Annotated in this window: 21 protein-coding genes; 12 read left to right on the top strand and 9 right to left on the bottom strand. The window is 71.1% G+C overall.

What is annotated here, in order from left to right:
• Window positions 1–59: 59 nt before the first annotated feature.
• The 3 genes from IE177_RS16095 (at window position 60) to IE177_RS16085 (ending at window position 1,948) form a co-directional block, all read left to right on the top strand.
• Window positions 60–272, top strand: coding sequence for a DUF5326 family protein (locus IE177_RS16095; RefSeq protein WP_190016016.1), 213 nt, complete (start codon window positions 60–62; stop codon window positions 270–272).
• Window positions 273–469: 197 nt separating this feature from the next.
• Complete coding sequence (locus IE177_RS16090) at window positions 470–1,411, top strand: IclR family transcriptional regulator (RefSeq protein ID WP_308431559.1); 942 nt, start codon at window positions 470–472, stop codon at window positions 1,409–1,411.
• Between the two features lie 99 nt (window positions 1,412–1,510).
• The gene (locus IE177_RS16085; protein ID WP_190016015.1) at window positions 1,511–1,948 is read left to right on the top strand and encodes an SsgA family sporulation/cell division regulator; all 438 of its coding nucleotides are present in this window, start codon (window positions 1,511–1,513) and stop codon (window positions 1,946–1,948) included.
• A gap of 103 nt (window positions 1,949–2,051) precedes the next feature.
• Here the strand turns inward: IE177_RS16085 and IE177_RS16080 are convergent, their stop codons facing one another.
• Window positions 2,052–3,479 (bottom strand): YibE/F family protein, encoded by a 1,428-nt coding sequence (locus IE177_RS16080; protein ID WP_190016221.1) that lies wholly within the window; start codon window positions 3,477–3,479, stop codon window positions 2,052–2,054.
• A gap of 250 nt (window positions 3,480–3,729) precedes the next feature.
• Here IE177_RS16080 and thiC point away from each other — a divergent pair, with 250 nt between their 5' ends.
• Window positions 3,730–5,532, top strand: coding sequence for a phosphomethylpyrimidine synthase ThiC (gene thiC / locus IE177_RS16075; protein ID WP_190016014.1), 1,803 nt, complete (start codon window positions 3,730–3,732; stop codon window positions 5,530–5,532).
• 66 nt (window positions 5,533–5,598) lie between these two features.
• Here the strand turns inward: thiC and IE177_RS16070 are convergent, their stop codons facing one another.
• From IE177_RS16070 to IE177_RS16060, 3 genes are all read right to left on the bottom strand, one after another.
• The gene (locus IE177_RS16070) at window positions 5,599–6,477 is read right to left on the bottom strand and encodes a hypothetical protein (protein WP_190016013.1); all 879 of its coding nucleotides are present in this window, start codon (window positions 6,475–6,477) and stop codon (window positions 5,599–5,601) included.
• A 180-nt stretch (window positions 6,478–6,657) separates the two neighbouring features.
• On the bottom strand, window positions 6,658–7,737 hold the full coding sequence (locus IE177_RS16065; RefSeq protein ID WP_190016012.1) for a metallophosphoesterase: 1,080 nt from the start codon (window positions 7,735–7,737) through the stop codon (window positions 6,658–6,660).
• A 286-nt stretch (window positions 7,738–8,023) separates the two neighbouring features.
• Window positions 8,024–9,136 carry a LacI family DNA-binding transcriptional regulator gene (locus tag IE177_RS16060; protein ID WP_190016011.1) on the bottom strand — a complete coding sequence of 371 codons (1,113 nt, stop codon included), beginning with the start codon at window positions 9,134–9,136 and terminating at the stop codon, window positions 8,024–8,026.
• A 446-nt stretch (window positions 9,137–9,582) separates the two neighbouring features.
• Between IE177_RS16060 and hisC the strand changes: the two genes are divergently transcribed.
• From hisC to cydD, 4 genes are all read left to right on the top strand, one after another.
• On the top strand, window positions 9,583–10,662 hold the full coding sequence (hisC, locus tag IE177_RS16055) for a histidinol-phosphate transaminase (protein WP_190016010.1): 1,080 nt from the start codon (window positions 9,583–9,585) through the stop codon (window positions 10,660–10,662).
• Window positions 10,663–10,919: 257 nt separating this feature from the next.
• Entirely contained in the window at window positions 10,920–12,428 is a 1,509-nt protein-coding gene (locus IE177_RS16050; RefSeq protein WP_190016009.1) for a cytochrome ubiquinol oxidase subunit I, read from the top strand.
• A 15-nt stretch (window positions 12,429–12,443) separates the two neighbouring features.
• Window positions 12,444–13,463, top strand: a complete 1,020-nt coding sequence (gene cydB, locus IE177_RS16045) for a cytochrome d ubiquinol oxidase subunit II (RefSeq protein WP_190016008.1) — start codon at window positions 12,444–12,446, stop codon at window positions 13,461–13,463.
• Window positions 13,464–13,513: 50 nt separating this feature from the next.
• Window positions 13,514–17,197, top strand: coding sequence for a thiol reductant ABC exporter subunit CydD (gene cydD, locus IE177_RS16040; RefSeq protein ID WP_190016007.1), 3,684 nt, complete (start codon window positions 13,514–13,516; stop codon window positions 17,195–17,197).
• Between the two features lie 93 nt (window positions 17,198–17,290).
• Here the strand turns inward: cydD and IE177_RS16035 are convergent, their stop codons facing one another.
• The 5 genes from IE177_RS16035 to IE177_RS16015 form a co-directional block, all read right to left on the bottom strand.
• Complete coding sequence (locus IE177_RS16035) at window positions 17,291–18,178, bottom strand: HAD-IIB family hydrolase (protein WP_190016006.1); 888 nt, start codon at window positions 18,176–18,178, stop codon at window positions 17,291–17,293.
• 98 nt (window positions 18,179–18,276) lie between these two features.
• Window positions 18,277–19,179 (bottom strand): LLM class flavin-dependent oxidoreductase, encoded by a 903-nt coding sequence (locus IE177_RS16030; RefSeq protein ID WP_190016005.1) that lies wholly within the window; start codon window positions 19,177–19,179, stop codon window positions 18,277–18,279.
• A 42-nt stretch (window positions 19,180–19,221) separates the two neighbouring features.
• Window positions 19,222–19,692, bottom strand: coding sequence for a hypothetical protein (locus IE177_RS16025; RefSeq protein WP_190016004.1), 471 nt, complete (start codon window positions 19,690–19,692; stop codon window positions 19,222–19,224).
• Entirely contained in the window at window positions 19,689–20,261 is a 573-nt protein-coding gene (locus IE177_RS16020) for an RNA 2'-phosphotransferase (protein WP_190016003.1), read from the bottom strand. The genes IE177_RS16025 and IE177_RS16020 overlap by 4 nt, the downstream gene beginning before the upstream one ends.
• A 170-nt stretch (window positions 20,262–20,431) precedes the next feature.
• Window positions 20,432–22,186, bottom strand: a complete 1,755-nt coding sequence (locus IE177_RS16015; RefSeq protein WP_229816064.1) for an SDR family oxidoreductase — start codon at window positions 22,184–22,186, stop codon at window positions 20,432–20,434.
• 308 nt (window positions 22,187–22,494) lie between these two features.
• Here IE177_RS16015 and IE177_RS16010 point away from each other — a divergent pair, with 308 nt between their 5' ends.
• From IE177_RS16010 to IE177_RS15995, 4 genes are read left to right on the top strand one after another with little or no spacing between them, the layout of a single operon-like run.
• Complete coding sequence (locus IE177_RS16010; protein WP_190016219.1) at window positions 22,495–23,460, top strand: ABC transporter ATP-binding protein; 966 nt, start codon at window positions 22,495–22,497, stop codon at window positions 23,458–23,460.
• Entirely contained in the window at window positions 23,450–24,361 is a 912-nt protein-coding gene (locus IE177_RS16005; RefSeq protein WP_190016002.1) for an ABC transporter permease, read from the top strand. Before IE177_RS16010 ends, IE177_RS16005 begins: the two co-directional genes overlap by 11 nt.
• A gap of 52 nt (window positions 24,362–24,413) precedes the next feature.
• A complete protein-coding gene (locus IE177_RS16000; RefSeq protein ID WP_190016001.1) occupies window positions 24,414–25,325 on the top strand; it encodes an ABC transporter ATP-binding protein in 912 nt (303 codons plus the stop codon).
• An 11-nt stretch (window positions 25,326–25,336) separates the two neighbouring features.
• Window positions 25,337–26,056, top strand: a complete 720-nt coding sequence (locus IE177_RS15995) for an ABC transporter permease subunit (protein ID WP_190016000.1) — start codon at window positions 25,337–25,339, stop codon at window positions 26,054–26,056.
• Window positions 26,057–26,060 lie beyond the last annotated feature (4 nt).

The following is a 26,060-nucleotide window of genomic DNA, read 5'->3' as shown; positions in this document are numbered from 1 at the left end:
GGCCCTAGCATCGAGTGCAGAGACTCCGACAACGTACGAGAGAGCAAAGGACGAGGGCGATGCGACAGATCTTCGCGGGGCTGCCGTGGTGGGTGAAGTGGGTCGCGGTGCCGGTCATCGCCCTGGTCGTGTTCGGCAGTCTGATACTGACCGTGGTGGGATTCGTCATCGGCCTGCTGTTCAAGGCGCTGATCTTCGTCGCGCTGGTGGGCGGACTGATCTACATCGTGCGCAAGTTCCTGTCGAGTTCCTCGTCGCGCAGCGACTGGTGAGTCGCGGGGGACCGGTGAACGAGAACGGGCGCCGGTTCCCTCAAGGGAGGGAAGTTTCCCCGTCGGGCCGTCTGCACGCGGTGGCAGACGATTAGAGTCCGAAACTCCCCACGGGGCCCGGCCCCGTGGCGGCGCAGACCCCATCCGTGCTCTACCCCCCGCACGGGCTGCCCCCACTCGCGCTTCGGGAGTGACCCTTGGCCACGGTTGACACCGCACCCGCAGAATCCCACGCACCCCCCGCCTCACCCCGTTCCTGCGCGCCCCCGGCCCCCCGGCCGCCCGCCGTCGTCGTCCCCGGGCAGCCACACTGCGCGGACCCCCCAGGGCAAGTGCCCACGACGGACGTCACCGGACGTCGGCCGCCCCGGGGCGCGCCCGGCCCGCCGGCCGCGGCGACCCTCATCGGATCCGTCCAGCGGGCCATGCGGCTGCTGGAGAGCGTCGCCGCACACGGTCACGGCGCCACCGCCAAGCAACTCGCCCGCGAGACCGGCCTCGCCCTGCCCACCGCGTACCACCTGCTGCGCACCCTCGTTCACGAGGGTTATCTGCGCCGGGAGAAGGGGCTGTTCTTCCTCGGCGAGGCCACAGAGCGGCTGAACAGCAGCGGAGCACAGCAGAAACGTCGCAGCACGGTGGCGGACGCACTGGCACACTGGCGCGATTCCATCGGTGTACCGGTGTACTACGCCATGTACCGGGACGGCGAGATCGATGTCCTGTGCGTCGCCGACTCCCCGGAGACGCCCGCGGTCGAGGAGTGGGCCGACTTCCGCGAGACCGGCCACGCCCACGCCATCGGACAGTGCCTGCTCTCCCAGCTGGACGAGGACGCCCGGCGGGACCACCTCGCCCGCTACCCCGTACAGGCCATCACCCCCTACACCGTGCGGGACAGCGATGCCCTGCTGCGGCGCCTGGCCCGCATGCGGCGCATGGAGGCGGTGGTGGAGCGTCAGGAGTACGCGCCCGGCACGGTCTGCGCGGCGGTTCCGATCACGGTCGGCGCGACCGCCGCCACGATGGCCATCTCGCTGCCCGCCCGCCAGGCCGACCGGCTGCTGCCAGCGGCCCACCGGTTGCAGCGGGAGATCGGGCGCCACCTCGGGTCGCTCACCCTCTCTATCAGCATTTGAAAACTTACTCCTTGTGATCTGCTGTGCACTTTCAGCAAGATTTCCCCACGGTCAAAGGGATCATTCCCGGCCAGTCGATGTCATATGACGGGATAGGCGATGCGCGAGTCCGTACAGGCAGAAGTCATGATGAGCTTTCTCGTGTCGGAGGAGCTCTCCTTCCGCATCCCGGTGGAGCTGCGCTACGAGACCTGTGATCCCTACGCCGTGCGACTCACTTTCCATCTGCCTGGTGACGCGCCGGTGACCTGGGCCTTCGGCCGCGAACTGCTGATCGACGGAGTGGGCCGGCCGTGCGGGGAGGGGGACGTGCACATCGCTCCCGTCGACGCGGGAGTGCTGGGCGAGGTGCTGATCCGCCTTCAGGTCGGCAGCGATCAGGCGCTGTTCCGCTCGTCGGCGCCGCCGCTCGTGGCCTTCCTCGACCGGACGGACAAGCTCGTCCCGCTCGGTCAGGAGGGCGCGCTGGCCGACTTCGACGCCCATCTCGACGAGGCCCTGGACCGCATCCTGGCAGAGGAGCAGAGCGCGGGCTGACACGTCACGGCACAGGGCGCCGGGCGCTCCGCCATGTCGCACGGACCGGTGCAGGAACGCTTCTGCACAAGGGGGGCGCGTCCGGTGGGGGGCGGCGCCGGGCTCAGCGCTTCCGGCGCCGCCCCCGGCCGGTGCGGGCCGGAGCGGGCTGGGCCGTCGCCGAGGCCGGGACAGCCGGCACCGGCCGGTCGGCCGACACCACCAGCGCGGCGAGGGCGGTCGTGACCGGTACCGAGGCGACCAGCCCGATCGAGCCCACCAGCGTGCGCACGATCTCCTCGGCCACCAACTCGCTGTTGGTCACTGCACCGACACTGCTCCGCGCGATCGAGAACAGCAGCAGCAACGGCAACGCGGCGCCGGCGTAGGCGAGGACGAGGGTGTTGACGACGGACGCGATGTGATCGCGGCCGATGCGTATGGCCGCCCGGTACAGCCCCCGCCAGCCCATCGACGGATTGGCCTCGTGCAACTCCCAGACGGCCGACGTCTGCGTCACCGTCACATCGTCCAGGACGCCGAGCGAACCGATGATGACGCCGGCCAGCAGCAGACCGCTCATGTCGATCGACGGGTACAGACCGTGGATCAGGCCGGTGCTGTCGTCCGTGTTGCCGGTGAGCGCCGCCCAGTCGATGAACTCGGAGCCCAGAAGGCCGATCAGCAGGAGGGAGGCCAGGGTCCCGAGCACCGCGACCGACGTCCGGGCCGACAGCCCGTGGCACATGTAGAGCGCGATGAGCATGATCGCGCTAGACCCGACGACGGCCACCAGCAGGGGATTCGCCCCCTGCAGGATCGCGGGAAGGATGAACAGCGTCAGCACCAGAAAGCTCACGGCCAGCGCGACCAGCGCCATGACCCCGCGCAGCCGGCCCACCACGACGACCGCGAGCGCGAAGACACCCGCGAGCAGTGCCATCGGGAACTTCCGGTCCACGTCCGTCACCGAGTACTGCAGCTCCTCGGGCGCCGAGGGCTCGTAGGCGACCACGACCTTCTCGCCCGGGTGCAACTGCCGTGTCTGGTCCGGCTGCACGATTTCGGTGAACGTACGGCCCGTGTCCTCGCCGGTGTCCACCCGGACGGTCGCCTTCTTGCAGGTACCACCGCCCTGCCGCACCGCGGAACCGCCCACGGCGGTGGATGTGCCGCCCGCCGGTGTGCCACTGGAGCCGCTCACCGATCCGCAGCTCACCTCGACCACCCTGGTGACCGTGGCCTGTTGCGTCTGGCGGTCGAAACCGACGCCCGTGTGTTTGTGCGACGGGGCTGACCCGGGCCACAGCACCACCAGCCCGACCAGGACCGCCACCGTGAACGGGACCAGGATCGCCGCGATGACCTTCCGCAAGTGCTGGGAGACGGGCGCGGCGGGCCCGTGACCGTGGCCGTGGCCGTGCGCGTGGCCATGACCGTGCCCAAGCCTGTGGCCGGCACCGGGGGCGGCTTTGCCGGATTCCTGCTCGCCACCTGGGGACACGGGGTCCGGGTGGCGCGGCTCGGGCGTCTGGTACGGGTACCGATCCATCCTGGTCACCGCCCGATCATCGCAAGTCCGGCGGGTGCCCACTGTTCACCGCGCCACACATGACGCTAGCGTGGAGGCACCTTTGCACACGCGGGAGCTCGGAGCACCGGGCTGAGAGGGCGCTGACCTCCGTTCACGCGATGCTTCATGGGGAACGAACGGTGTTCCACGTGAAACGTCAGCAGACGGAAGCCGCTGCGTCGACCGCCGAACCTGTTACCGGGTAATGCCGGCGTAGGGAGTAGGTCTCATGACCAACAAGGACGCACGCACGCCTGCCTCCGCCCAGGACGACACGTCCCAGGAGGCCGGGAAGTCCATCGGCTGGCACAAGGCGTACGTCGAGGGTTCACGCCCCGACCTGCGGGTGCCGGTCCGTCAGGTGCATCTCACCAACGGGCAGTCGGTCACCTTGTACGACACCTCGGGCCCGTACACCGATCCGCTCGTCGACACCGATGTCCGCAGGGGCCTGCCGCCCCTGCGGGAGAACTGGATCGTCTCCCGCGGCGATACGGAGGAGTACGCGGGCCGTCCCGTCCGTCCCGAGGACGACGGCATCAAGCACACCGCGCCCCGAGGCGGCCTGCGGAACCTGGACGCCGTCTTCCCCGGCCGCCCGCGCCAGCCGCGCCGCGGACGTGAGGGTCAGGCGGTCACGCAGCTCGCGTACGCACGCAGGGGGGAGGTCACCCCCGAGATGGAGTACGTGGCCCTCCGGGAGAACGTCTCTCCCGAGGTGGTGCGTGAGGAGATCGCGGCGGGCCGCGCGGTGCTGCCGGCCAACGTCAACCACCCGGAGATCGAGCCGATGATCATCGGCAAGCGGTTCCTGGTGAAGGTGAACGCCAACATCGGCAACTCGGCGGTTACCTCCTCCATCGAGGAGGAGGTCGAGAAGATGACCTGGGCGACCCGCTGGGGCGCCGACACGGTCATGGACCTGTCCACCGGCCGCAACATCCACACGACCCGCGAATGGGTGCTGCGCAACTCCCCCGTCCCCATCGGTACGGTGCCGCTCTACCAGGCCCTGGAGAAGGTCGACGGCAGGGCCGAGGAACTCACCTGGGAGATCTACAAGGACACGGTCATCGAGCAGGCCGAGCAGGGCGTGGACTACATGACCGTCCACGCCGGTGTGCGGCTCGCCTATGTGCCGCTGACCGCCAACCGCAAGACCGGCATCGTCTCGCGCGGCGGCTCGATCATGGCCGCGTGGTGTCTGGCGCACCACAAGGAGTCGTTCCTGTACGAGAACTTCGAGGAGCTGTGCGAGATCCTCGCCGCCTACGACGTCACGTACTCGCTGGGCGACGGCCTGCGGCCCGGCTCGATCGCCGACGCCAACGACGACGCCCAGTTCGCGGAGTTGCGCACGCTCGGGGAACTCAACCGGATCGCCAGGCGTTTCGACGTACAGACCATGATCGAGGGCCCGGGACACGTCCCGATGCACAAGATCAAGGAGAACATCGACCTTCAGCAGGAGATCTGCGACGAAGCTCCGTTCTATACGCTCGGCCCGCTGACCACGGACGTCGCGCCGGCCTACGACCACATCACCTCCGGCATCGGTGCGGCGATGATCGCCTGGTGGGGCACGGCGATGCTCTGCTACGTCACGCCGAAGGAGCACCTGGGGCTGCCCAACCGCGACGACGTCAAGACCGGTGTCATCACCTACAAGATCGCCGCGCACGCGGCCGACCTCGCCAAGGGCCATCCGGGCGCGCAGGAGTGGGACGACGCCCTGTCCGACGCCCGCTTCGAGTTCCGCTGGGAGGACCAGTTCAACCTCGCTCTGGACCCCGACACGGCACGGGAGTACCACGACGAGACGCTCCCGGCGGAACCTGCCAAGACGGCCCACTTCTGCTCCATGTGCGGGCCCAAGTTCTGCAGCATGAAAATCAGCCAGAGCATCACGGAGCGGTTCGGCGGAGCGGCGGCCGACGGGGCGTCTTCCGAGGAGATCGCCGAGGGGATGCTCCAGAAGTCCAAGGAGTTCGCGGAGAGCGGGAACCGGGTCTACCTGCCGATCGCCGACTGACGGGGGCGAGGGCGGTGCCCGGCCGAGCGCGCTGGACGGCACCGCCCCTGTCCACCGGCACCGGTCTCACTCCGGCAGGTGCTCGGGGCCGCCGAAGTCCGGGCTCGTGTAGTCGGGGCTGGAGAAGCTCGGCCGGCCGGAGCCGGTGCCGTCGTCGGGGCTGCTGAAACCGGGGCGGTCGTATCCCAGGCGCGGCATGCGGCCGGTCGTGGCGGGCGGGGCCGTCCGGTGCGGGGCCGCGGGGCCGGACTCGGCGAGGGCCTCCTGCAGGAACGGCAGGATGCCCCGCTCCAGCAGAGCGCTCCGCCAGGCCTCCCTGGCCCTGGCCAGCTCCTCGTGCGCCGCGTCCCGCGCCCGGCTCTCCGCCGAAGTGCCGGCGCCGTTGCGCAGGGCGGTGAGGAGCAGTCCGGCGGCGGCGACGAGGATCCCGGCGGCGGTGACGGCGCCGAACACCCAGCCCACGGTGAGCATGGTCCTGGCGACGGGCTGCCCGGCGTCCAGCATCTTCAGGATCCAGCCGACGAGCAGGAAGATCGCCGCAGCGGTCCCGGACAGGACCGGTGCCAGTACGGCGACGACCGCGATCGCGCCCGCGCCGGTGGCCTCGCCGGCAGCGGCCGGCGTGCCGAGGGGGGCGGTGGGAGTCGCCGTGGCCGGGACCGAGTCCGCCGGTGCGGTGTCGCCGGGGACCGGGGGCGCGGACAGCGCCGGTTGGCGCAGTTCGTCGCGGATCTGCACGTAGTGCTGGTACTCGGCCGCCGCGGCCTCGGTGATCAGGGCCATGGCGTCGAGCGCCATGGTGCGCAGTTGTCCGGGGCCGAGCCGCTGTCCGGCAGCGGCCGGCTCCGGCCGGTGCGGGGCGGAGCGCAGCGCCTCATCGAGGAGCCGCTCGAACTCCTGGCGGTCCTCGCTCTGCAGGTGCTGCGGAACGCTGTTCATGTGCATCCCCCGATGCTCCGTAGGGCTGGGGCTCGCACGCCGGCGAGCCGTCGGGCAGAAACGGAGGGGAGCCTGTTACGGACAACCGATGGTAGAGCCGTGGCGGTACACGGTGACAGGGGGTTGCCGGAAATTGCGTTCCGCCTGCGCGCGTACCGCGCCGGGGACGGCCTGTCGCGGGAACGGTCAGTTGTCCAGGGGAAGTTGCCGGACCAGCAGCTTCCCGGCCATGGTCACGCCGCCGTCCATGGCGATGGCGAGCCCGCCCGCGTACACGTGGGGTCCCTCGACGACCGGGCCGCTGTTCTCCTCGCCGTCCTCGGAGCCGACCTCGCCGAGGAGGTAGGGGATGGGGCTGTGTCCGTGAACGACCCGGTTGCCGCCGTACGTATCGAGGAGGGAGCGGACGGCGTCGGCCCCGCCCTCGTCGCGGAAGGAGAAGCGCTTGGTGAACTTGCGGAACAGGTCCCAGACCTCGTCGGCGTCGTTGCGGGTCAGCGCTTCGCGGACGGTGTCGTTGACCGCTTCGATCGAGTCGCCGTAGTCGAGGTAGGCGGTGGTGTCGGAGTGGACGAGCAGGTAGCCGTCGACCTCCTCGACGGCGTCCAGGCGGGCCATCCACTGCAGGTGGTGGTCCTGGAGGCGGTCCATGTCGGTCTTCTGGCCGCCGTTGAGCAGCCAGGCCGCCTGGAAGGTGGCGGTGCCCGCGCCGGAGTGGACCGGGGTGTCGCCGAACCGCTTGGCCCCGAGGAGCAGCAGCTCGTGGTTTCCCATGAGGGCCTTGCAGTAGCCGCCGGCCGCGGCCGCCTCGGCGGACAGCCGCATCACCAGGTCGATGACGCCGATGCCGTCGGGGCCGCGGTCGGTGAAGTCGCCCAGGAACCACAGCCGGGCGGTGCCGGCGCACCACTCGCCCGAGGCGTTGACCAGCCCCTGCTCCTGCAGGGCGGCGAGCAGTTCGTCGAGGTAGCCGTGGACGTCACCGACGACGTACAGCGGTCCGGGGCCGGTGGCCGGCGGCGGCGCCGGGGCGGCGGGGACCGGTTCGACGGGCACCTGGACGGTGTCGCCGCGGTTGATGACGGGCAGGTCGCGCTGGGTGGGCGTGTAGCCCTCGGAGTACACCTCGTCGGCGGGCGGGGCGGTGTCGCCCGGATGCACGTCTCGGACGAACGGACCGGTCTCGTGGACGTACGCCGGCACCCGGAAGTCGCGCAGCGTCGCCGTCCGCTCCACCTCGGGTCCCTGACCGGCCCCCTGAGTCATCAGACCCCTCCACCATCGCGCCGCAGCTGCACCGCTTCGGACTGCCTGGTCGCAGCGGTCCACGGTGTCGTGGGCCCATCATAGGAACGCTCGTCGCGCCGTGTGATGACCCAGGGGTGGTGAATCGGAACAAGACTGCGGCACGCTGCGGCTTTCGCCCCGTTTGGGCAGATGTTCGCACGGCGGCCGGCCCCCTGCGGCCGCCGTCGCCCGCTTGCCGGTCACCGGTCCCCGGCCTCCGCGCCCCGGAGCACCGGTAGGTGCCTCAGGGAGCCGCTTCGGCGCGCTACTTGTCGTCCGGTGTGCGCGGCGGGCTGACCGTCGTGCGCGGGGAGCGCCGCTGGGAGGAGGTGCGCACGATCAGCTCGGTCGGTATCACCTGCTCGACCGGGTGGTCCGACTCGACGCCCTCGATGGCGTCGATGAGCAACTGCACGACGGCGGTGCCGATACGGCGCGGCTTCAGGGAGAGGGTGGTGATGGGCGGCTCGGTGCTGGCGTACACCGTGGACTCGCTGCAGCACACCAGCAGCAGGTCGTCGGGGACACGGAGCCCGTAGCGGCGGGCGGCGGCGAGCAGGTCGGTGCCGTTGGGGTCGAACAGGCCGTAGACGGCGTCGGGCCGGTCGGGGCGGGCGAGCAGCCGGTCGGCGGCGACGGCGCCCGCGCACGGGTCGTGCGCCGGGTAGGCCTCGTAGACCGGATCCTGGCCGACGCGCTCGCACCAGTGCAGGTAGGCGGTGGTCGACAGGTGGGTGTACGTGTCCGTCGTGGTGCCCGTGAGCAGACCGATGCGGCGGGCGCCGGCGGCGGCGAGGTGGTCGAGGATGCCCAGTACGGCGGCCTCGTGATCGTTGTCGACCCAGGCGGTGACCGGGAGCGAGCCGGCCGGGCGCCCGTCGGACACGACCGGCAGCCCCTGGCGGACCAGTTCGCTCACGACCGGGTCCTGGTCGGAGGGGTCGATGACGACCGTGCCGTCCAGGGCGACGTTGGACCAGACGTCGTGGCGGGAGGTCGCCGGGAGGATGACGAGCGCGTAGCCGCGGGCGAGGGCGGCCGAAGTGGCGGCCCGGGCCATCTCGGCGAAGTACGCGAACTCGGTGAAGGTGAAAGGTTCATCCCCGTACGTCGTCACGGTCAGGCCGATCAGACCGGACTTGCCGGTACGGAGGGTGCGGGCGGCGGCCGAGGGACGGTACCCCAGCCGGTCGGCGACCTCGCGGACATGGCGCCGGGTGGCGTCCGGGAGCCGGCCCTTGCCGTTGAGGGCGTCGGAGACGGTCGTGATGGAGACCCCGGCGGCGGCGGCCACGTCTCTGATGCCCGCCCGGCCCGGCCGGCTGCCTCGACGTGAGGTTTCCGCGCGGCTCACCTGGTGCTTCCCTGCTGCTGTCATGGCGAGCCGATAGTAGGGCTCATGCGGTGGGGTAGTGCGGACGCATATGCACGCGTTGACAGGCACGTTTCTGCATGGTCGGCATGGGTCAACTGCCTTGGATTACAAGGCACTTACTGGTCCCTGGGTGAAGACGTGTCTTGTTGACGCGTATGGACCTGCCAAGTGCCCGATGTCTCGAAGAGGTCTCAACTCACCTTCACGGGGGATGCGCGCCACGGCGCGAGCCACCGGCGCGTAGATATATGTGCGGCGCGCCCCCGATACGTACGCCTTCGCGTAGTGATGCCCCTGATGCCGGTGTGGCCGGCGAGACGGAGGAGCCGGCGAGAGTTCGGTATTCCGCGGCCCTCACCTGTACGCACCGGGGCCGAATCCTCATAAGGTAAGCAGTATTGGAAGCCGGCGGCGTCGACGGTCCGCCGGTGGTCGCGAGGAGGACTGCGGTGAGCGAGACGAGCCCCAAGCTGCGCGCCGAGCTGGAGGGTATCCCCACCTACAAGCCGGGCAAGCCCGCCGCGGCCGGCGGGCCGGTCGCCTACAAGCTGTCCTCCAACGAGAACCCGTATCCGCCGCTGCCCGGTGTGATGGAGAGCGTGACCACGGCGGCCTGCGACTTCAACCGCTACCCGGACATGGCCTGCAGCGGGCTGATGGACGAGTTGTCCGAGCGTTTCGGTGTGCCGCTGTCCCACCTGGCCACCGGCACCGGTTCGGTGGGCGTCGCCCAGCAGCTGATCCAGGCCACCAGCGGACCCGGCGACGAGGTCATGTACGCCTGGCGGTCCTTCGAGGCGTACCCGATCATCACGCAGATCAGCGGCGCCCGGTCGGTGCAGGTTCCGCTCACCCCGGGCGATGTGCACGACCTGGACGCGATGGCCGAGGCGATCACCGACCGGACGCGTCTGATCTTCGTCTGCAACCCCAACAACCCGACCGGCACGGTGGTGCGGCGGGCCGAGCTCGAGCGGTTCCTCGACCGGGTGCCGAGTGACGTGCTGGTGGTGCTGGACGAGGCCTACCGGGAGTTCATCCGCGACCCCGAGGTGCCCGACGGCGTCGAGCTGTACCGGGAGCGGCCCAACGTCTGCGTGCTGCGGACCTTCTCCAAGGCCTACGGGCTGGCCGGCCTGCGGGTCGGTTTCGCGATCGCCCATGAGCCGGTCGCGGCGGCACTGCGCAAGACGGCGGTGCCGTTCGGGGTCAGCCAGCTCGCGCAGGAGGCGGCGATCGCCTCGCTGCGGGCCGAGGACGAACTGCTGGGCCGGGTCGGCTCGCTGGTGTGCGAGCGTAAGCGCGTGGTCGACGCGCTGCGCTCCCAGGGCTGGACGGTGCCGGAGACGCAGGCCAACTTCGTGTGGCTGCGGCTGGGAGAGCGGACGCTCGCGTTCGCCCAGGCGTGCGAGCGGCACGGTGTCGTGGTCCGGCCGTTCCCGGGCGAAGGCGTGCGGGTGACGGTCGGGGAGACCGAGGCGAACGACATCTTCCTCAAGGCGGCGGAGGCGTTCCGCAAGGAGCTCTAGACGGGCAGCGCTGGTTCTCGACCAGTTCCGCTCGGGCGGGGTCGCCGTACGGTCATCAGGACGTACGGCGACCCCGCCCGTGTCTTTTCGGGATGCGCTCCACGTCACCCGGACCCCCCTTCGATTGGCGGATATGTGTGCGTCATAATGGCTTGTGAATGTGAACGCGTTCACAAGCGCGTCCCGATTGCTCCTTACGTGTGCAACAAAAGGGGCAAACCGCCGATGCGTCTCGGCGGAGTGAGGAGAGTGACGACGTGGACCTGGCTCTGGCGCCGGAGACACTGGCGCGCTGGCAGTTCGGCATCACCACCGTCTACCACTTCCTGTTCGTCCCGCTGACGATCTCCCTGGCCGCTCTCACAGCCGGGCTGCAGACGGCCTGGGTGCGCACGGAGAACGAGAAGTACCTCAGAGCGACCAAGTTCTGGGGCAAGCTCTTCCTGATCAACATCGCCATGGGCGTGGTCACCGGCATCGTGCAGGAGTTCCAGTTCGGCATGAACTGGTCGGACTACTCGCGGTTCGTCGGTGACATCTTCGGTGCCCCGCTCGCCTTCGAGGCCTTGATCGCGTTCTTCTTCGAGTCCACCTTCATCGGCCTGTGGATCTTCGGCTGGGACAAGCTGCCCAAGAGGATCCATCTGGCCTGCATCTGGATGGTCTCGATCGGCACGATCCTGTCGGCCTACTTCATCCTCGCGGCCAACTCCTGGATGCAGCACCCCGTCGGCTACAAGATCGACAAGGCGAGGGGCCGCGCGGAACTGACCGACTTCTGGGCCGTGCTGACCCAGAACACCGCGCTCAGCCAGGCCTTCCACACCCTGTCCGCGGCCTTCCTGACCGGCGGCGCCTTCATGGTGGGCATCGCCGCCTACCACCTGGCCCGCAGGAAGCACGTCCGTGAGATGAAGACCTCGCTGCGGCTCGGTCTGATCACCGTGGTCATCGCCGGTCTGCTCACCGCGGTCAGCGGTGACGTGCTCGGCAAGGTCATGTTCAAGCAGCAGCCGATGAAGATGGCCGCCGCCGAGGCACTGTGGGACGGCCAGGAGCCGGCGCCGTTCTCGGTCTTCGCTTACGGCGACGTGGAGAAGGGCCACAACAGCGTCGCCATCGAGGTCCCGGGCCTGCTGTCGTTCCTCGCCAACGACGACTTCACGTCCTACATCCCGGGCATCAACGACGTCAACAAGGCCGAGCGGCAGCAGTTCGGACCCGGAGACTACCGGCCCAACATCCCGGTCACCTTCTGGGGCTTCCGCTGGATGATCGGCTTCGGCATGGCGTCCTTCGCGATCGGCCTGGCCGGGCTCTGGCTGACCCGCAAGAGGTTCATGCTTCCGCAGCATCTGAGGGTCGGCGACGACGAGGTGCCGCACCTGGTCCTCTACAGGAACAAGGCGCTCGGTCCGAAGCTGACCACCTGGTACTGGCGCATCGCGATATGGACGCTGGCCTTCCCGCTGATCGCCAACTCCTGGGGCTGGATCTTCACCGAGATGGGCCGCCAGCCGTGGGCTGTCTACGGTGTCCTGCAGACCCGGGACGCGGTCTCCCCCGGTGTCTCCCAGGGCGAGGTCCTCACCTCGATGACCGTGTTCACCGCGCTGTACGCGATCCTCGCCGTCGTCGAGGTCAAGCTGCTCGCGAAGTACGTCAAGGCCGGCCCGCCGGAGCTGACCGAGGCCGACCTCAACCCGCCCACGAAGATCGGCGGCGACACCCGTGACGCCGACAAGCCGATGGCCTTCTCGTATTAGGCCGAGGGAACAGTCATGGAACTTCACGACGTCTGGTTCGTCCTGATCGCCGTCCTGTGGACCGGCTACTTCTTCCTGGAGGGCTTCGACTTCGGGGTCGGCATCCTCACCAGGCTCCTGGCCCGCGACCGGCCCGAACGGCGCGTGCTGATCAACACCATCGGACCCGTCTGGGACGGCAACGAGGTGTGGCTGCTCACGGCGGGCGGCGCGACGTTCGCCGCCTTCCCGGAGTGGTACGCCACGCTCTTCTCCGGCTTCTACCTGCCTCTGCTCCTCATCCTGGTCTGCCTGATCGTGCGGGGCGTCGCGTTCGAGTACCGCGCGAAGCGACCCGAGGAGAAGTGGCAGCGCAACTGGGAGACGGCGATCTTCTGGACATCGCTGCTCCCGGCGTTCCTGTGGGGCGTGGCCTTCGCGAACATCGTGCGGGGCGTGAAGATCGACCGGCACTTCGAGTACGTCGGAAGCGTCGGGGACCTGCTCAACCCCTACGCCCTGCTTGGCGGCCTGGTGACGCTGTCGCTCTTCACCTTCCACGGTGCGGTGTTCACCGCGCTCAAGACCGTGGGGGACATCAGGACACGCGCCCGGAACCTGGCCCGGTGGGTGGGTCTCGTCACGGCCGTCGTGGCGCTCGCGTTCCTGCTCTGGACGCAGGCCGACAGCGGTGACGGGAAGAGTCTGGTGGCGCTCGTCGTGGCGGTCGGCGCGCTGGCAGCGGCTCTCGTGGCCAATCAACTCGGCCGTGAGGGATGGTCGTTCGCACTGTCCGGCGTCACCATCGTGGCCGCGGTGGCCATGCTCTTCCTGTCGCTCTTCCCGAACGTCATGCCATCGACGCTGGACGGCGGCTGGAGCCTGACGGTCACCAATGCCTCGTCGAGCCCGTACACCCTGAAGATCATGACCTGGTGCGCGGCGGTCGCCACACCGATCGTTCTGCTCTATCAGGGCTGGACCTACTGGGTCTTCCGCAAGCGGATCGGCACGCAGCACATCGCACCTGACGCTGCCGCCGGGGCCGCGCACTGAGTCCGCCGAGGGTGTGTTTCACGTGAAACACACCCTCTGGGCCGAGAGGCATGTTTCACGTGAAACCCATCGATCCACGCCTGCTGCGGTACGCCCGCGACACCCGTCTCTTCCTCGTGGCGGTCGTCGGTCTGGGTGCCGTCGGTGCCGGGCTGGTCATCGCTCAGGCGATGCTCGTCGCCGAGGTGGTCGTCGGGGCGTTCCAGCAGGGACAGTCGGTCACTGATCTGCGTACTCCCCTGTTGCTGTTGGCCGCCGTGGCCGCTGGGCGATCGGTTGTCGCGTGGTCCACCGAGCTTTTCGCCCACCGGGCCAGCGCGGCGGTGAAGTCGGAGCTGCGGGGGCGGCTCCTCGACCGTGCGGCGGCGCTCGGTCCCGGATGGCTGAGCGGGCAGCGGACCGGCTCGCTGGTCACCCTGGCCACACGCGGCGTGGACGCCCTGGACGACTATTTCTCGCGCTATCTCCCGCAGTTGGGGCTTGCGGTGGTCGTGCCGGTGGCGGTGCTGGCGCGCATCGTCACCGAGGACTGGGTGTCGGCGGTGATCATCGTCGTCACACTGCCGCTCATCCCGCTCTTCATGATGCTGATCGGCTGGGCGACCCAGTCCCGGATGGACCGTCAGTGGCGCCTGCTCTCCCGGTTGTCCGGTCATTTCCTGGACGTGGTCGCGGGTCTGCCCACGCTCAAGGTGTTCGGCCGGGCCAAGGCGCAGGCGGACTCCATCCGCCGGATCACCGGCGAGTACCGGCAGGCCACGCTGCGGACCCTGCGGATCGCCTTCCTCTCCTCCTTCGCACTGGAGCTTCTCGCCACCTTGTCGGTGGCGCTGGTCGCCGTCACGATCGGCATGCGGCTCGTCCACGGCGACATGGACCTGCACGTCGGCCTGGTCATCCTGGTGCTGGCGCCCGAGGCGTATCTGCCGCTGCGGCAGGTGGGCGCGCAGTACCACGCGGCGGCGGAGGGGCTCGCCGCGGCGGAGGAGATCTTCAACGTCCTGGAGACGCCGGTCCCCGCTTGCGGTACGGCAGCGGTGCCGGCGGGTGCGGTGGCCTTCGAAGGGGTCACCGTTCGCTACCCGGGGCGCTCGGCGGACGCGGTGACGGAGGTGTCCTTCAGCGTGGGGGCCGGCGAGACCGTGGCACTCGTCGGGCCGAGCGGTGCGGGCAAGTCGACGCTGCTGAACGTGTTGCTGGGGTTCGTACGGCCCACCGCGGGCCGGGTGCGCGTCGGGGGAGCCGATCTCGCCGGGCTCGACCTGGAGGAGTGGCGGTCGCGGATCGCGTGGGTGCCGCAGCGGCCGCACCTGTACGCCGGGACCATCGCGGAGAACGTCCGGCTGGCGCGGCCGGGTGCCGACGACGCCGCCGTTCGCCGCGCTCTCCGCGACGCGGGCGCGCTGTCGTTCGTGGACGTGTTGCCCCAGGGCGCGGAGACGGTGCTCGGTGAGGACGGGGCCGGCCTGTCGGCGGGGCAGCGGCAGCGGCTCGCTCTCGCGCGGGCGTTTCTCGCTGACCGGCCGGTGCTGTTGCTCGACGAACCGACGGCTGCGTTGGACGGGGCGACGGAGGCGGAGGTCGTGGCGGCGGTGCGGCGGCTCGCGGTGGGGCGGACGGTGCTGCTCGTCGTGCACCGGCCCGCACTGCTGGATGTGGCCGACCGGGTGGTGCGGCTGGGGGCGGAGCCGGTGGAGTGCCCGGGGGGCGTCCGGACCACCAGGGGGCTCCGCCCCCTGGACCCCCGGCCTCGCCCACCCGCCACCCGACTCGGTCGGCTGGATGCCGGGAGCGAGGAGGACCGGCTCGCGGAGCTGGAATGCGGGGCGGAGGACGCCCGGCTCGGGAAGCCGGCAGATGAACGTGATGCGGGGTGGCTCGGGGCGCTGGATGGCGGGGGTGAGGAGGCCCGGGTCGGTCGGCTGGAAGTCGGGGGTGAGGAGGGCCGGCTGGGAGACGGGTCTGGTGGAGGGGGCAGGGGTGGGGGGTCGTCGGTGTTCGCGCGGGTGCGGGGGCTGGGCGGGGCCCGGCGGGGGCGGCTCGGGCTCGCGTTGGTGCTGGGGAGCCTGGCGCTCGGCAGTGCCGTCGGGTTGATGGCCACGTCCGGGTGGCTCATCTCGCGGGCCTCGCAGCAGCCGCCGGTGCTCTATCTGATGGTGGCCGTGACGGCTACCCGCGCCTTCGGCATCGGGCGGGCCGTCTTCCGGTACGCCGAGCGGCTGGTCTCCCACGACGCCGTGCTGCGGACGCTGGCCGACACCCGGGTCGCGGTCTACCGGCGGCTGGAACGCCTCGCACCCGCCGGACTGCGCACCGCCCGTCGCGGCGATCTGCTCACCCGGCTGGTCGCGGACGTGGACGACCTGCAGGACTACTGGCTGCGCTGGCTGCTTCCGGCCTCGGTCGCCCTCACCGTCTCCGCCGCCTCCGTCGGCTTCACCGCCTGGCTGCTGCCGGAGGCCGGTGCCGCTCTCGCCGCCGGCCTCCTGGCGGCCGGTGCCGGCGTGCCGCTGGTGACCGCGGCCGTCGCCCGGCGCACCGAGCGGCGACTGGCGCCCGCCCGCGGAGTGCTCGCCACCCGCGTGACCGACCTGCTCACCGGTACCGCGGAACTGACCGTCGCCGGCGCACTGCCCGCCCGCACGGACGCGGCCCGGCGGGCTGACAACGCCCTCACCCGGATCGCCTCGCGCGCCGCCACCGTCACCGCGCTCGGTGACGGGCTCACCGCGCTGGTCTCCGGGCTGACGCTCGTGGCCACGGCCCTGCTCGGCGTCCAGGCGGTGGCGGCCGGACGGCTCTCCGGGGTGGCGCTGGCCGTGGTCGTCCTCACTCCCCTCGCCGCCTTCGAGGCCGTCCTGGGGCTGCCGCTCGCCGTGCGGTACCGGCAGCGGGTGCGGCGCAGTGCGGAGCGCGTGTACGAGGTGCTGGACGCCCCGGAGCCCGTCCGGGAGCCCGAGCGGCCCCGGCCGGCACCCGCCTCCCCGTTCCCCGTGGTGGTCAGGCAGCTGGCCGCGCGGTACGAGGGGCAGCGGGGGGAGGCGCTGGCCGGTCTCGATCTCACACTGGAACGAGGACGGCGGATCGCGGTGGTCGGCGCGTCCGGCTCCGGCAAGACGACCCTGGCCCAGGTGCTGCTGCGCTTCCTCGACCCGTGCGCCGGCTCGTACACGCTCGCCGGCGTGGACGCGGGCGCGCTGGCCGGTGACGACGTGCGGCGGCTCGTCGGGCTGTGTGCGCAGGACGCGCACCTCTTCGACAGCTCGGTGCGCGAGAACCTGCTGCTGGCCCGCAAGGACGCCACCGAGTCCGACCTGCGCTCGGCACTGTCCCGGGCCCGGCTGTTGGACTGGGTGGAGGGACTGCCCGACGGCCTGGACACGCTCGTGGGCGAGCACGGGGCCCGGCTGTCCGGCGGCCAGCGGCAGCGGCTTGCGCTGGCCCGCGCGCTGCTGGCCGACTTCCCCGTCCTGGTCCTGGACGAGCCCGCCGAGCACCTGGATCTCGCGACGGCCGACGCGCTCACCGCCGATCTGCTGGCCGCCACGGAGGGCCGTACGACGCTGCTCATCACCCACCGGCTGGCCGGACTGGAGTCGGTGGACGAGGTGGTCGTGCTCGACGCGGGCAGGGTGGTGCAGCGGGGGCCGTACACGGAGCTGGTCGCGGTGGACGGACCCCTGCGGGCGATGGCACGGCGCGAGGCGGAGGCGGAGTCGCCGGCAGCGGTGTGAGCCGGTGCTCGCCGGGCGGTTCCGTCGATCGTGGTGGCCGCCGGCAGCGGTGTGAGCCGTGCTCGCCGGGCGGTCACGCCGGATCGCGGTGTCTCAGAGGCGGTCCGCCAGCAACTGCTCGATCACCACGGCCACGCCGTCCTCGTTGTTCGCGACCGTACGTCCCGAAGCGGCGGCGACGACGTCCGGGTGGGCGTTGCCCATCGCGTACGACTGGCCGGCCCAGGTCAGCATCTCGACGTCGTTGGGCATGTCACCGAAGGCCACGACCTCCTCGTGCGAGATACCGCGCTCGGCACAGCACAGGGCGAGGGTGCTGGCCTTGGACACGCCGCAGCCGCTGAGCTCCAGCAGCGCGCTGGGGCTGGAGCGGGTCACGTTGGCGTGGTCGCCGACCGCCAGCCGGGCGAGGGTGAGGAAGGCGTCGGGGTCGAGGGAGGGGTGGTAGGCCAGGATCTTGAGCACGGGCTGGTCGGCGTCCGGACCGTCGGGTGCGAGCAGTTCCTCGGCGGGCCGGAGGTGGTCGGGTATCTCCATGTGCAGCTTGGGATAGTCCGGCTCCTGGTGGAAGCCGTACGTCTGCTCGACCGCGAACACCGTGCCGGGTGCCGCCTCGCGCAACGCGCGCACGGCGTCCAGAGCGTTCTCGCGGGCCAGTTCGCGCACCTTGACGAAGCGGTGGGCGCCGGCACCGCCGTGCAGGTCGACCACGGCGGCGCCGTTGCCGCAGATCGCCAGGCCATGGCCGTGGACGTGATCGCTGACGACGTCCATCCAGCGCGCCGGGCGGCCCGTGACGAAGAAGACCTCGATGCCCGCCTCCTCGGCGGCGGCCAGCGCGGCGACCGTCCGGGGCGAGACCGACTTGTCGTCACGCAGGAGCGTGCCGTCCAGGTCGGTGGCGATCAGCCGCGGCTGGATACCGGCGGCGGGGGTCCCGGGCTGTCTGGTCGCTGAGGTCACCCGGTCATTCTCGCGCATATGCCCGCACGGTCGTGCGGAAGTGCGCACAGATGAGACACAGATGACGCTCGGCACGCGGAAGCCCCGTGGCCGGGGCGGCCCGTTGGCACCGTGCGTCAGCCCAGCTGGGCGACGGCCTCCATGGCGATCCGCTCGAAGACCTTCTGGTCCGCGGCGAAGTCGGAGTCCGGGATCGGCCAGTGGATCACGATCTCCGTGAAGCCCAGCTCCCGGTGCCGGCCGACGAAGTCCACGAAGGCGTCCAGCGACTGCAACGGCCGGCCGCGGTCCGGGGTGAAGCCGGTGAGCAGGACCTTCTCCAGATCCGTCACGTCCCGCCCGACGGCCGAGCAGGCCTCAGCCAGCTTGCCGGCCTGCCCGCGCAGTGCCTCGACGGACTGCTCGGGCGTGCCGGTCTCGTACAGCTTCGGGTCGCCGGTGGTCACCCACGCCTGCCCGTACCGCGCGGCCAGCCTGAGGCCGCGCGGGCCGGTGGCCGCCACCGCGAAGGGCAGCCGGGGCCGCTGCACGCAGCCCGGGATGTTCCGCGCCTCGTGGGCCGAGTAGAAGTCCCCCTCGTACGACACCGTGTCCTCGGTGAGCAGCCGGTCGAGCAGCGGCACGAACTCGGCGAGCCGGTCGGCGCGCTCGCGTGGCGTCCAGGGCTCCTGGCCGAGGGCCGTCGCGTCGAAACCGGTGCCGCCGGCACCGATGCCCAGGGTGACCCGGCCGCCGGAGATGTCGTCGAGGGAGATCAGCTCCTTGGCGAGCGTCACCGGGTGCCGGAAGTTCGGTGAGGTGACCAGCGTGCCGAGCCGCAGCCGCTCGGTGGCCGCCGCGGCGGCGGTCAGCGTCGGGATCGCGCCGAACCACGGGCCGTCGCGGAAGCTGCGCCAGGAGAGGTGGTCGTAGGTGTACGCGGTGTGGAAACCGAGCTGCTCGGCGCGCACCCAGGCCGAACGGCCGCCCTCGTTCCAGCGGCGGTGGGGCAGGATCACGGTGCTCAGACGCAGACTCATGCGTCCGAGAGTAAGCGGCACCGCCGGCCACGGGCGAAACGGTCACCTGATGCGGCTGCTCAGCCATGGGGTGAGGAGGACGCCGGGGAGGTACTCCTTGTGGGCCCGGTCACCCGGGAGCGGGACGACCAGGCGGTAGCCGGGTGGGAAGCGGCGCGCGGTGACGTGGGCGAGACCTTCGAAGACGGAGCGGACGAACGCCGGGACGTCGTCGCGCGGGATGTCGTGGCACTCGACGCCCTCGACGGTGACCAGCGCGTCGTCCTCCGGGTAGAGCCGTACGTCCACGCGGGGTGTGCCGCCGAACGTCACATGAGCCTCGTGCGGGAGCGAGCCGTCGGGGTCCGTGGTCACACCGACGCCCGCGGCGCTGCGGCGGGAGGTCTGGTCGGCGCCGATGTCGTGGGTCACCTCGATCTCGCGCGCGTGGTGGACGGCGAGGGCGCGCAGGGCGGTGACAGCGGCCTCGGTGGTCGGCAGGTGCCCGGAGGAAGAGTCCATACCGATGATCATGACTCCTGGGGCGGTCCGTGTTCAGCGGGACCGGGGAAGAGGAGGTAGCACGGCGGTACGGCCTTCGTCAGCCAGACGCCGTTGGCGCTGACCTGGAACTGGTAGCCGTCGCGGTGCATCGCCGCGGCGTCGACGGTCAGCACCACGGGCCGGCCGCGGCGGGCGCCGACGCGGGTGGCGGTGTCCCGGTCGGCGGAGAGGTGGACGTCGTGCCGGTTCATGGGCCTGAGGCCCTCGCTTCGGATCGCGTCCAGATTGCGGGCGACGGTCCCGTGGTAGAGGCACGGCGGTGGGGGCGCCGGGGGCAGGCCGAGGTCGACCTCGACGCTGTGGCCCTGACTGGCGCGGATCCTGGCGCCCTCGATCACGAAGCGCCGTTTGTCGTTGGTGGCCACCACGTGGTCCAGTTCCTCACGGGTGATCCGGAAGCCGTGGGCGCCCGCGGCCGCGATCAGCGTGTCGACCTCCACCCAGCCGCCCGGGTCCAGTGTGAGGCCGATGCGCTCGGGCTGGTGGCGCAGGTGTTTGGAGAGGTACTTCGACACCTTGACGGTGCGTCTTTCGTCCATGGCTCCAGCGTGCGGCAGAGACGAGGATCACGCAGGTTCTTTTCACCGGCGGGTTTGATCCACAGCCAAGCCCGGTTGTCCACAGGCGTGTTCCGCGTCCCTGTGGACAACTGGCCCTCGTTCGCGAGGTGTTCGCCGACGCCGCCGCGGAAGGGCGTCCGCCCGTGCCCTCACAGCCTGGGTTCCACCCGTGCGATCCGGCGCAGTGCCCCCGGCAGGAAGCGGGACAGGAGGCGTGCGCCGCGGGCCTCGACGGTCACCGGTGCGAGCGCCGTGTTCCGGGCCACCGCGTCCAGGACGGCCGCGGCCACCTTCTCCGGCGGGTAGTTGCGCAGCCCGTACAGCCGGGTCGCCCTGCGCCGCAGGCGGTGTTCCTCGGCCTCGTCGGCGCCGGCGAAGCGGGCCGTGGAGGTGATGCCGGTGTTGACGAGGCCGGGGCAGATCGCGCTCACCCCGATGCCCCGTCCGGCGAGTTCGGCGCGCAGGCACTCGGAGAGCATCAGCACGGCCGCCTTGGACGTGCTGTAGGCCGGCAGGGCACGGGAGGGCTGGTACGCGGCCGCGGACGCGACGTTGACGATGTGGCCGCCCTGGCCGCGCTCGGCCATGCGCGCCCCGAACAGGCGGCAGCCGTGGATGACGCCCCAGAGATTGACGTCGAGAACCCGGCGCCAGTCGTCGGTCGTCGTGGCGAAGAAGGAGCCCGCCAGGCCGATGCCCGCGTTGTTGACGAGTACGTCCAGCACGCCGTACTCGCGGTGGACCTTCTCCGCGAGCTTCTCCATGGCCTGCTCGTCGGAGACGTCGGCCGTCTCGGCCCAGGCCTCGGGGGCGCCGAGCTGCCGGGACCGTCCGGCCGTGCGGGCCGCGGCCGCGCTGTCGCGGTCGACGGCCACCACGCGCGCGCCGGCCTGCGCGAACGCGAACGCGGTGGCCCGCCCGATGCCACCGCCGGCGCCGGTGACCAGCACCAACTGACCGCCGAACCGGTCGGCATGGCGGCCGGCGGCCTTCGGCACGGGACGGCCGTCCTCCACGGACCGCACGAACTCCGCGATCCAGGCCGAGAGCTGGTCGGGCCGGGTGCGCGGGACCCAGTGCCCGGCCGGCAGGGTACGGCGGGTCAGCCGGGGCGCCCACCGCTCCAGGTCGTCGTACAGCCGTTCCGAGAGGAACGCGTCCTCCAGCGGCGTGATGAGCTGCACGGGCACGTGCGCGTGCGCGTCCGGGCGCGGCCTGCGCAGCCGGGCGCGCACGTTGTCGCGGTACAGCCAGGCGCCGTGCGCGGCGTCGGAGGGCAGGGAGGAGGTCGGGTAGTCGCCGCGGGGGATGCGCTCGGTCCGCTCCAGGATCCTCGGCCAGCGCCTGCCGAGCGGGCCGCGCCAGGCGAGCTCCGGCAGGGCGGGCGTGTGCAGCGCGTACACGTACCAGGACTTCGCGCCCTGGCCGAGGAGCTGTGCCACCCGGCGGGGCGTCGGACGCTTCACGCGCGCGTCGATCCAGTGCCCGAAGTGGTCGAGGGACGGTCCGGACACCGAGGTGAAGGACGCCACCCGGTCCTGGGCGCGGCCGGTCGTGACGAACTCCCACCCCTGCACCGAGCCCCAGTCGTGACCGACGAGGTGCACCGGGCGGTCCGGGCTCACCGCGTCCGCCACGGCCAGGAAGTCGTCCGTCAGCTTGGCGAGGGTGAAGCCGCCGCGCAGGGGCTTCGGCGCCGTGGAGCGGCCGTGGCCCCGGACGTCGTAGAGGACGACGTGGAAGCGGTCCGCCAGACGGGCGGCGACCTCGGACCAGACCTCCTTGCTGTCCGGGTAGCCGTGCACCAGCACCACCGTCGGCTGCCGGGGATCACCCAGCTCGGCCACGCACAGCTCGACCCCGCCGGTTCGCACCCGGCGCTCGCGCGCACCTTCCAGGGTCACCGTTCCTCCGCCCGTCGCCGCCCACCCGCGATGTGCGGGGAGTCCGCTGTGTCCGGCCGCCGTCCCGCCGGGCGTCACGCCGGCCGGCCGCGGTACGCGTCCGTAACGTGACACTCGCGAATGTGGCAGTTGTTAGAGAGAACGTCAATAGGGTCGATCAAGGGCCGCGGACGACGCCCGGCGCACGACCGGGGCAAGACCTGGGACGGGGTTCCCTCAGGGTCCCGTACTACTCGAGTCTGACGTGAAGACGCCTCCACGGTCTGACGACCGGCCTGCTCCGTGTCACTACCGTCGTAGCCGTGACTGTGATCGTGACCGAAAGCCTGAGCAAGCGGTTCCCCCGGGTGACCGCGCTCGACCGGCTGTCCGTGGACATCGGGCCCGGTGTGACCGGACTCGTCGGAGCCAACGGCGCCGGCAAGTCCACCCTGATCAAGATCCTGCTGGGTCTGTCCCCCGCCACGGAGGGCCGCGCCGCGGTGCTCGGCCTGGACGTGGCCACCGAGGGCGCCGCCATCCGCGAGCGCGTGGGCTACATGCCGGAGCACGACTGCCTGCCGCCCGACGTCTCGGCCACCGAGTTCGTCGTCCACATGGCCCGCATGTCCGGCCTGCCGCCCGCCGCCGCGCGCGAGCGCACCGCGGACACCCTGCGCCACGTCGGCCTGTACGAGGAGCGCTACCGCCCCATCGGCGGCTACTCCACCGGCATGAAGCAGCGGGTGAAGCTGGCCCAGGCCCTGGTGCACGACCCGAGGCTGGTCTTCCTGGACGAGCCGACCAACGGCCTCGACCCGGTCGGCCGCGACGAGATGCTCGGCCTGATCCGCCGCATCCACAGCGACTTCGGCATCTCGGTCCTCGTCACCTCCCACCTCCTCGGCGAGCTGGAACGCACCTGCGACCACGTCGTCGTCATCGACGGCGGCAAGCTGCTGCGCTCCAGCTCCACCACCGACTTCACCCAGACCACGACCACCCTCGCGATCGAGGTCACCGACAGCGACGCCCACCCCGACGGCACCCGCGCGGTCCGCGACGCGCTCCACGCGCGCGGGATCGACACGAACGCCGAGGCGGGCGGACTGCCCGGCGCCGGGCACATCCTGCTGCTGACCGCCACGGGCGAGGACACCTACGACCTCGTCCGGGACGTGGTGGCCGACCTCGGCCTCGGCCTGGTGCGCATGGAACAGCGCCGCCACCACATCTCCGAGGTGTTCAGCAGCAGCGACGAGCAGCGGAAGGAGGCCGCCGGCCATGGCGGTTGAGCACCCCCTCGCCCCCGCGGGCGACCAGACCCGCATCCACGACATCGGCTACCGCGGTTACGACGGACCCCGCCTCGGCCGCGCCTACGCCCGCCGCTCGCTGTACTCGCAGTCCCTGCGCGGCGCCTACGGCCTCGGCCGTTCGGTGAAGTCCAAGGTGCTGCCGATGCTGCTGCTGGCGGTCATGTGCGTGCCCGCCGCCATCATGGTGGCCGTCGCGGTGACCACCAAGGCGCACGAGCTGCCGCTCGCCCACGCCTACACCCGCTGGGCGATCGTCATGCAGGCCGTGATCAGCCTGTACGTCGCCTCGCAGGCGCCCCAGTCCGTCTCCCGCGACCTGCGCTTCAAGACCGTGCCGCTGTACTTCTCGCGGCCCATCGAGACCGCCGACTACGTCCTGGCGAAGTTCGCGGCGCTCGCGTCCGCCCTGTTCGTCCTCACCGGCGCCCCGCTGATCGTGATGTACCTCGGCTCGCTGCTCGCCAAGATGGGCTTCGCCCACCAGACCGGGCAGTTCGCCCAGGGACTGGTCTCCGTGGCCCTGCTCTCGCTGCTGTTCGCCGGTGTCGGCCTCGTCATCGCCGCGGTCACCCCGCGCCGGGGCTTCGGCATCGCCGCCGTGATCGCCGTGCTCACCATCTCCTACGGCGCCGTCTCCACCCTCCAGGCCATCGCCCACGTCCAGGGCAGCGACGGCGCCGTCCCGTGGATCGGCCTGTTCTCGCCCGTCACGCTGATCGACGGTGTGCAGTCCGCCCTCCTCGGCGGCGACTCCTCCTTCCCCGACGGGATCGTCCCCTCCCACGGGCAGGGCGCGGTGTACGTCCTGCTCACCCTGGGCCTGGTCGCCGCGTGCTACGCCCTCCTCGTCCGCCGCTACAAGAAGGTGGGACTGTGACCACGCCCGGCCCGTCGCCCGCCACCACCCTTCCAAGGAACGGGCTGCGCCCATGAGCACTCTCTCCATCGACCACGTCTCCCGCTGGTTCGGCAACGTGGTCGCCGTCAACGACGTCACCATGACCATCGGCCCCGGCGTGACGGGCCTGCTCGGCCCGAACGGCGCCGGGAAGTCCACCCTCATCAACATGATGGGCGGCTTCCTCGCCCCCTCCACCGGCACGGTCACCCTCGACGGGCGGCCGGTGTGGCGCAACGAGGCCGTCTACAAGCACATCGGCGTCGTCCCCGAGCGGGAGGCGATGTACGACTTCCTCACCGGGCGCGAGTTCGTCGTCGCCAACGCCGAGCTGCACGGACTCGGCGCCAAGGCCGCCGCGCGGGCGCTCGCCACGGTCGAGATGGAGTACGCGCAGGACCGGCAGATCTCCACGTACTCCAAGGGCATGCGGCAGCGCGTGAAGATGGCCTCCGCGCTGGTGCACGACCCGTCCCTGCTGCTGCTCGACGAGCCGTTCAACGGCATGGACCCCCGCCAGCGGATGCAGCTCATGGACCTGCTGCGCAGGATGGGCGACGAGGGCCGCACGGTGCTGTTCTCCTCGCACATCCTCGAAGAGGTCGAACAGCTCGCCCGGCACATCGAGGTCGTCGTCGCCGGACGGCACGCGGCCAGCGGTGACTTCCGCCGGATCCGCCGCCTGATGACCGACCGCCCGCACCGCTACCTCGTGCGCTCCAGCGACGACCGCACGCTCGCGGCCGCGCTGATCGCCGACCCGTCCACGTCCGGCATCGAGGTCGACGTCGCCGAGGGCGCGCTGCGCGTCCAGGCCGTCGACTTCGGCCGCTTCACCACCCTGCTGCCGAAGGTCGCCCGCGAGCACGGGATCCGGCTGCTGACGGTCTCGCCGTCCGACGAGTCCCTCGAGTCCGTCTTCTCGTACCTGGTCGCGGCGTAGGAGGCCGAAAGATGTACGACCCCACCGTCGCCCGGCTCACCTACCGGGCCCTGCTCGGCCGCCGCCGGGCCCTCATCCTCGGCGCGCTGCCGCTGCTGCTGATCGTGATCTCCGTGGCCGTACGCGGCCTGACCGGGGCCGACGACCAGACGGCGTCCGACGTGCTCGGCGGCTTCGCGCTCGCCACCATGGTGCCGATCATCGGCGTCATCGCCGGCACCGGCGCGATCGGCCCGGAGATCGACGACGGCTCCGTCGTCTACCTGCTGTCCAAGCCGCTGAAGCGACCCGTGATCATCTTCACCAAGCTCATCGTGGCCATCGCCGTGACGATGGTGTTCTCGGCGGTCCCGACGATGATCGCGGGACTCGTCCTCAACGGCAACGGCCAGCAGATCGCCGTCGCCTACACCATCGCCGCCCTGGTCGCCTCCATCGCCTACTCGGCGCTGTTCCTGCTGCTGGGCACCGTCTCCCGGCACGCGGTGGTCCTCGGGCTCGTGTACGCCCTGGTCTGGGAGGCGCTGTTCGGTTCCCTGGTGCCCGGCGCCCGCACGCTGAGCGTCCAGCAGTGGTCGCTGGCGGTCGCCCACAAGGTCGCCGAGGGGGAGCTGGTGACCTCCGACGTGGGACTGCCGACGGCGACCGTGCTGCTGGTGGCCGTCACCGTCCTGGCCACCTGGTACGCCGGCCGGAAGCTGCGGTCGCTGACGCTGGCGGGCGAGGAGTAGGCCG

Source organism: Streptomyces lucensis JCM 4490, from assembly GCF_014650035.1.
In the GTDB taxonomy this organism is placed as follows: Bacteria; Actinomycetota; Actinomycetes; order Streptomycetales; family Streptomycetaceae; genus Streptomyces; species Streptomyces lucensis.
This window is presented reverse-complemented; position numbering and strand designations above follow the sequence as displayed.

Excerpts from the sequence above, each read along its gene's own strand:
- IE177_RS16065 (WP_190016012.1), bottom strand. The coding sequence starts at position 7,737 with ATGACTCAGGGGGCCGGTCAGGGACCCGAGGTGGAGCGGACGGCGACG.
- IE177_RS16070 (WP_190016013.1), bottom strand. The coding sequence starts at position 6,477 with ATGCACATGAACAGCGTTCCGCAGCACCTGCAGAGCGAGGACCGCCAG.
- IE177_RS16095 (WP_190016016.1), top strand. The coding sequence starts at position 60 with ATGCGACAGATCTTCGCGGGGCTGCCGTGGTGGGTGAAGTGGGTCGCG.
- IE177_RS16060 (WP_190016011.1), bottom strand. The coding sequence starts at position 9,136 with ATGACAGCAGCAGGGAAGCACCAGGTGAGCCGCGCGGAAACCTCACGT.
- IE177_RS16035 (WP_190016006.1), bottom strand. The coding sequence starts at position 18,178 with ATGCGCGAGAATGACCGGGTGACCTCAGCGACCAGACAGCCCGGGACC.
- IE177_RS16080 (WP_190016221.1), bottom strand. The coding sequence starts at position 3,479 with ATGGATCGGTACCCGTACCAGACGCCCGAGCCGCGCCACCCGGACCCC.
- cydB (WP_190016008.1), top strand. The coding sequence starts at position 12,444 with ATGGAACTTCACGACGTCTGGTTCGTCCTGATCGCCGTCCTGTGGACC.
- IE177_RS16030 (WP_190016005.1), bottom strand. The coding sequence starts at position 19,179 with ATGAGTCTGCGTCTGAGCACCGTGATCCTGCCCCACCGCCGCTGGAAC.
- thiC (WP_190016014.1), top strand. The coding sequence starts at position 3,730 with ATGACCAACAAGGACGCACGCACGCCTGCCTCCGCCCAGGACGACACG.
- cydD (WP_190016007.1), top strand. The coding sequence starts at position 13,514 with ATGTTTCACGTGAAACCCATCGATCCACGCCTGCTGCGGTACGCCCGC.
- IE177_RS16005 (WP_190016002.1), top strand. The coding sequence starts at position 23,450 with ATGGCGGTTGAGCACCCCCTCGCCCCCGCGGGCGACCAGACCCGCATC.
- IE177_RS16085 (WP_190016015.1), top strand. The coding sequence starts at position 1,511 with ATGCGCGAGTCCGTACAGGCAGAAGTCATGATGAGCTTTCTCGTGTCG.
- IE177_RS15995 (WP_190016000.1), top strand. The coding sequence starts at position 25,337 with ATGTACGACCCCACCGTCGCCCGGCTCACCTACCGGGCCCTGCTCGGC.
- IE177_RS16025 (WP_190016004.1), bottom strand. The coding sequence starts at position 19,692 with ATGATCATCGGTATGGACTCTTCCTCCGGGCACCTGCCGACCACCGAG.
- IE177_RS16020 (WP_190016003.1), bottom strand. The coding sequence starts at position 20,261 with ATGGACGAAAGACGCACCGTCAAGGTGTCGAAGTACCTCTCCAAACAC.
- IE177_RS16000 (WP_190016001.1), top strand. The coding sequence starts at position 24,414 with ATGAGCACTCTCTCCATCGACCACGTCTCCCGCTGGTTCGGCAACGTG.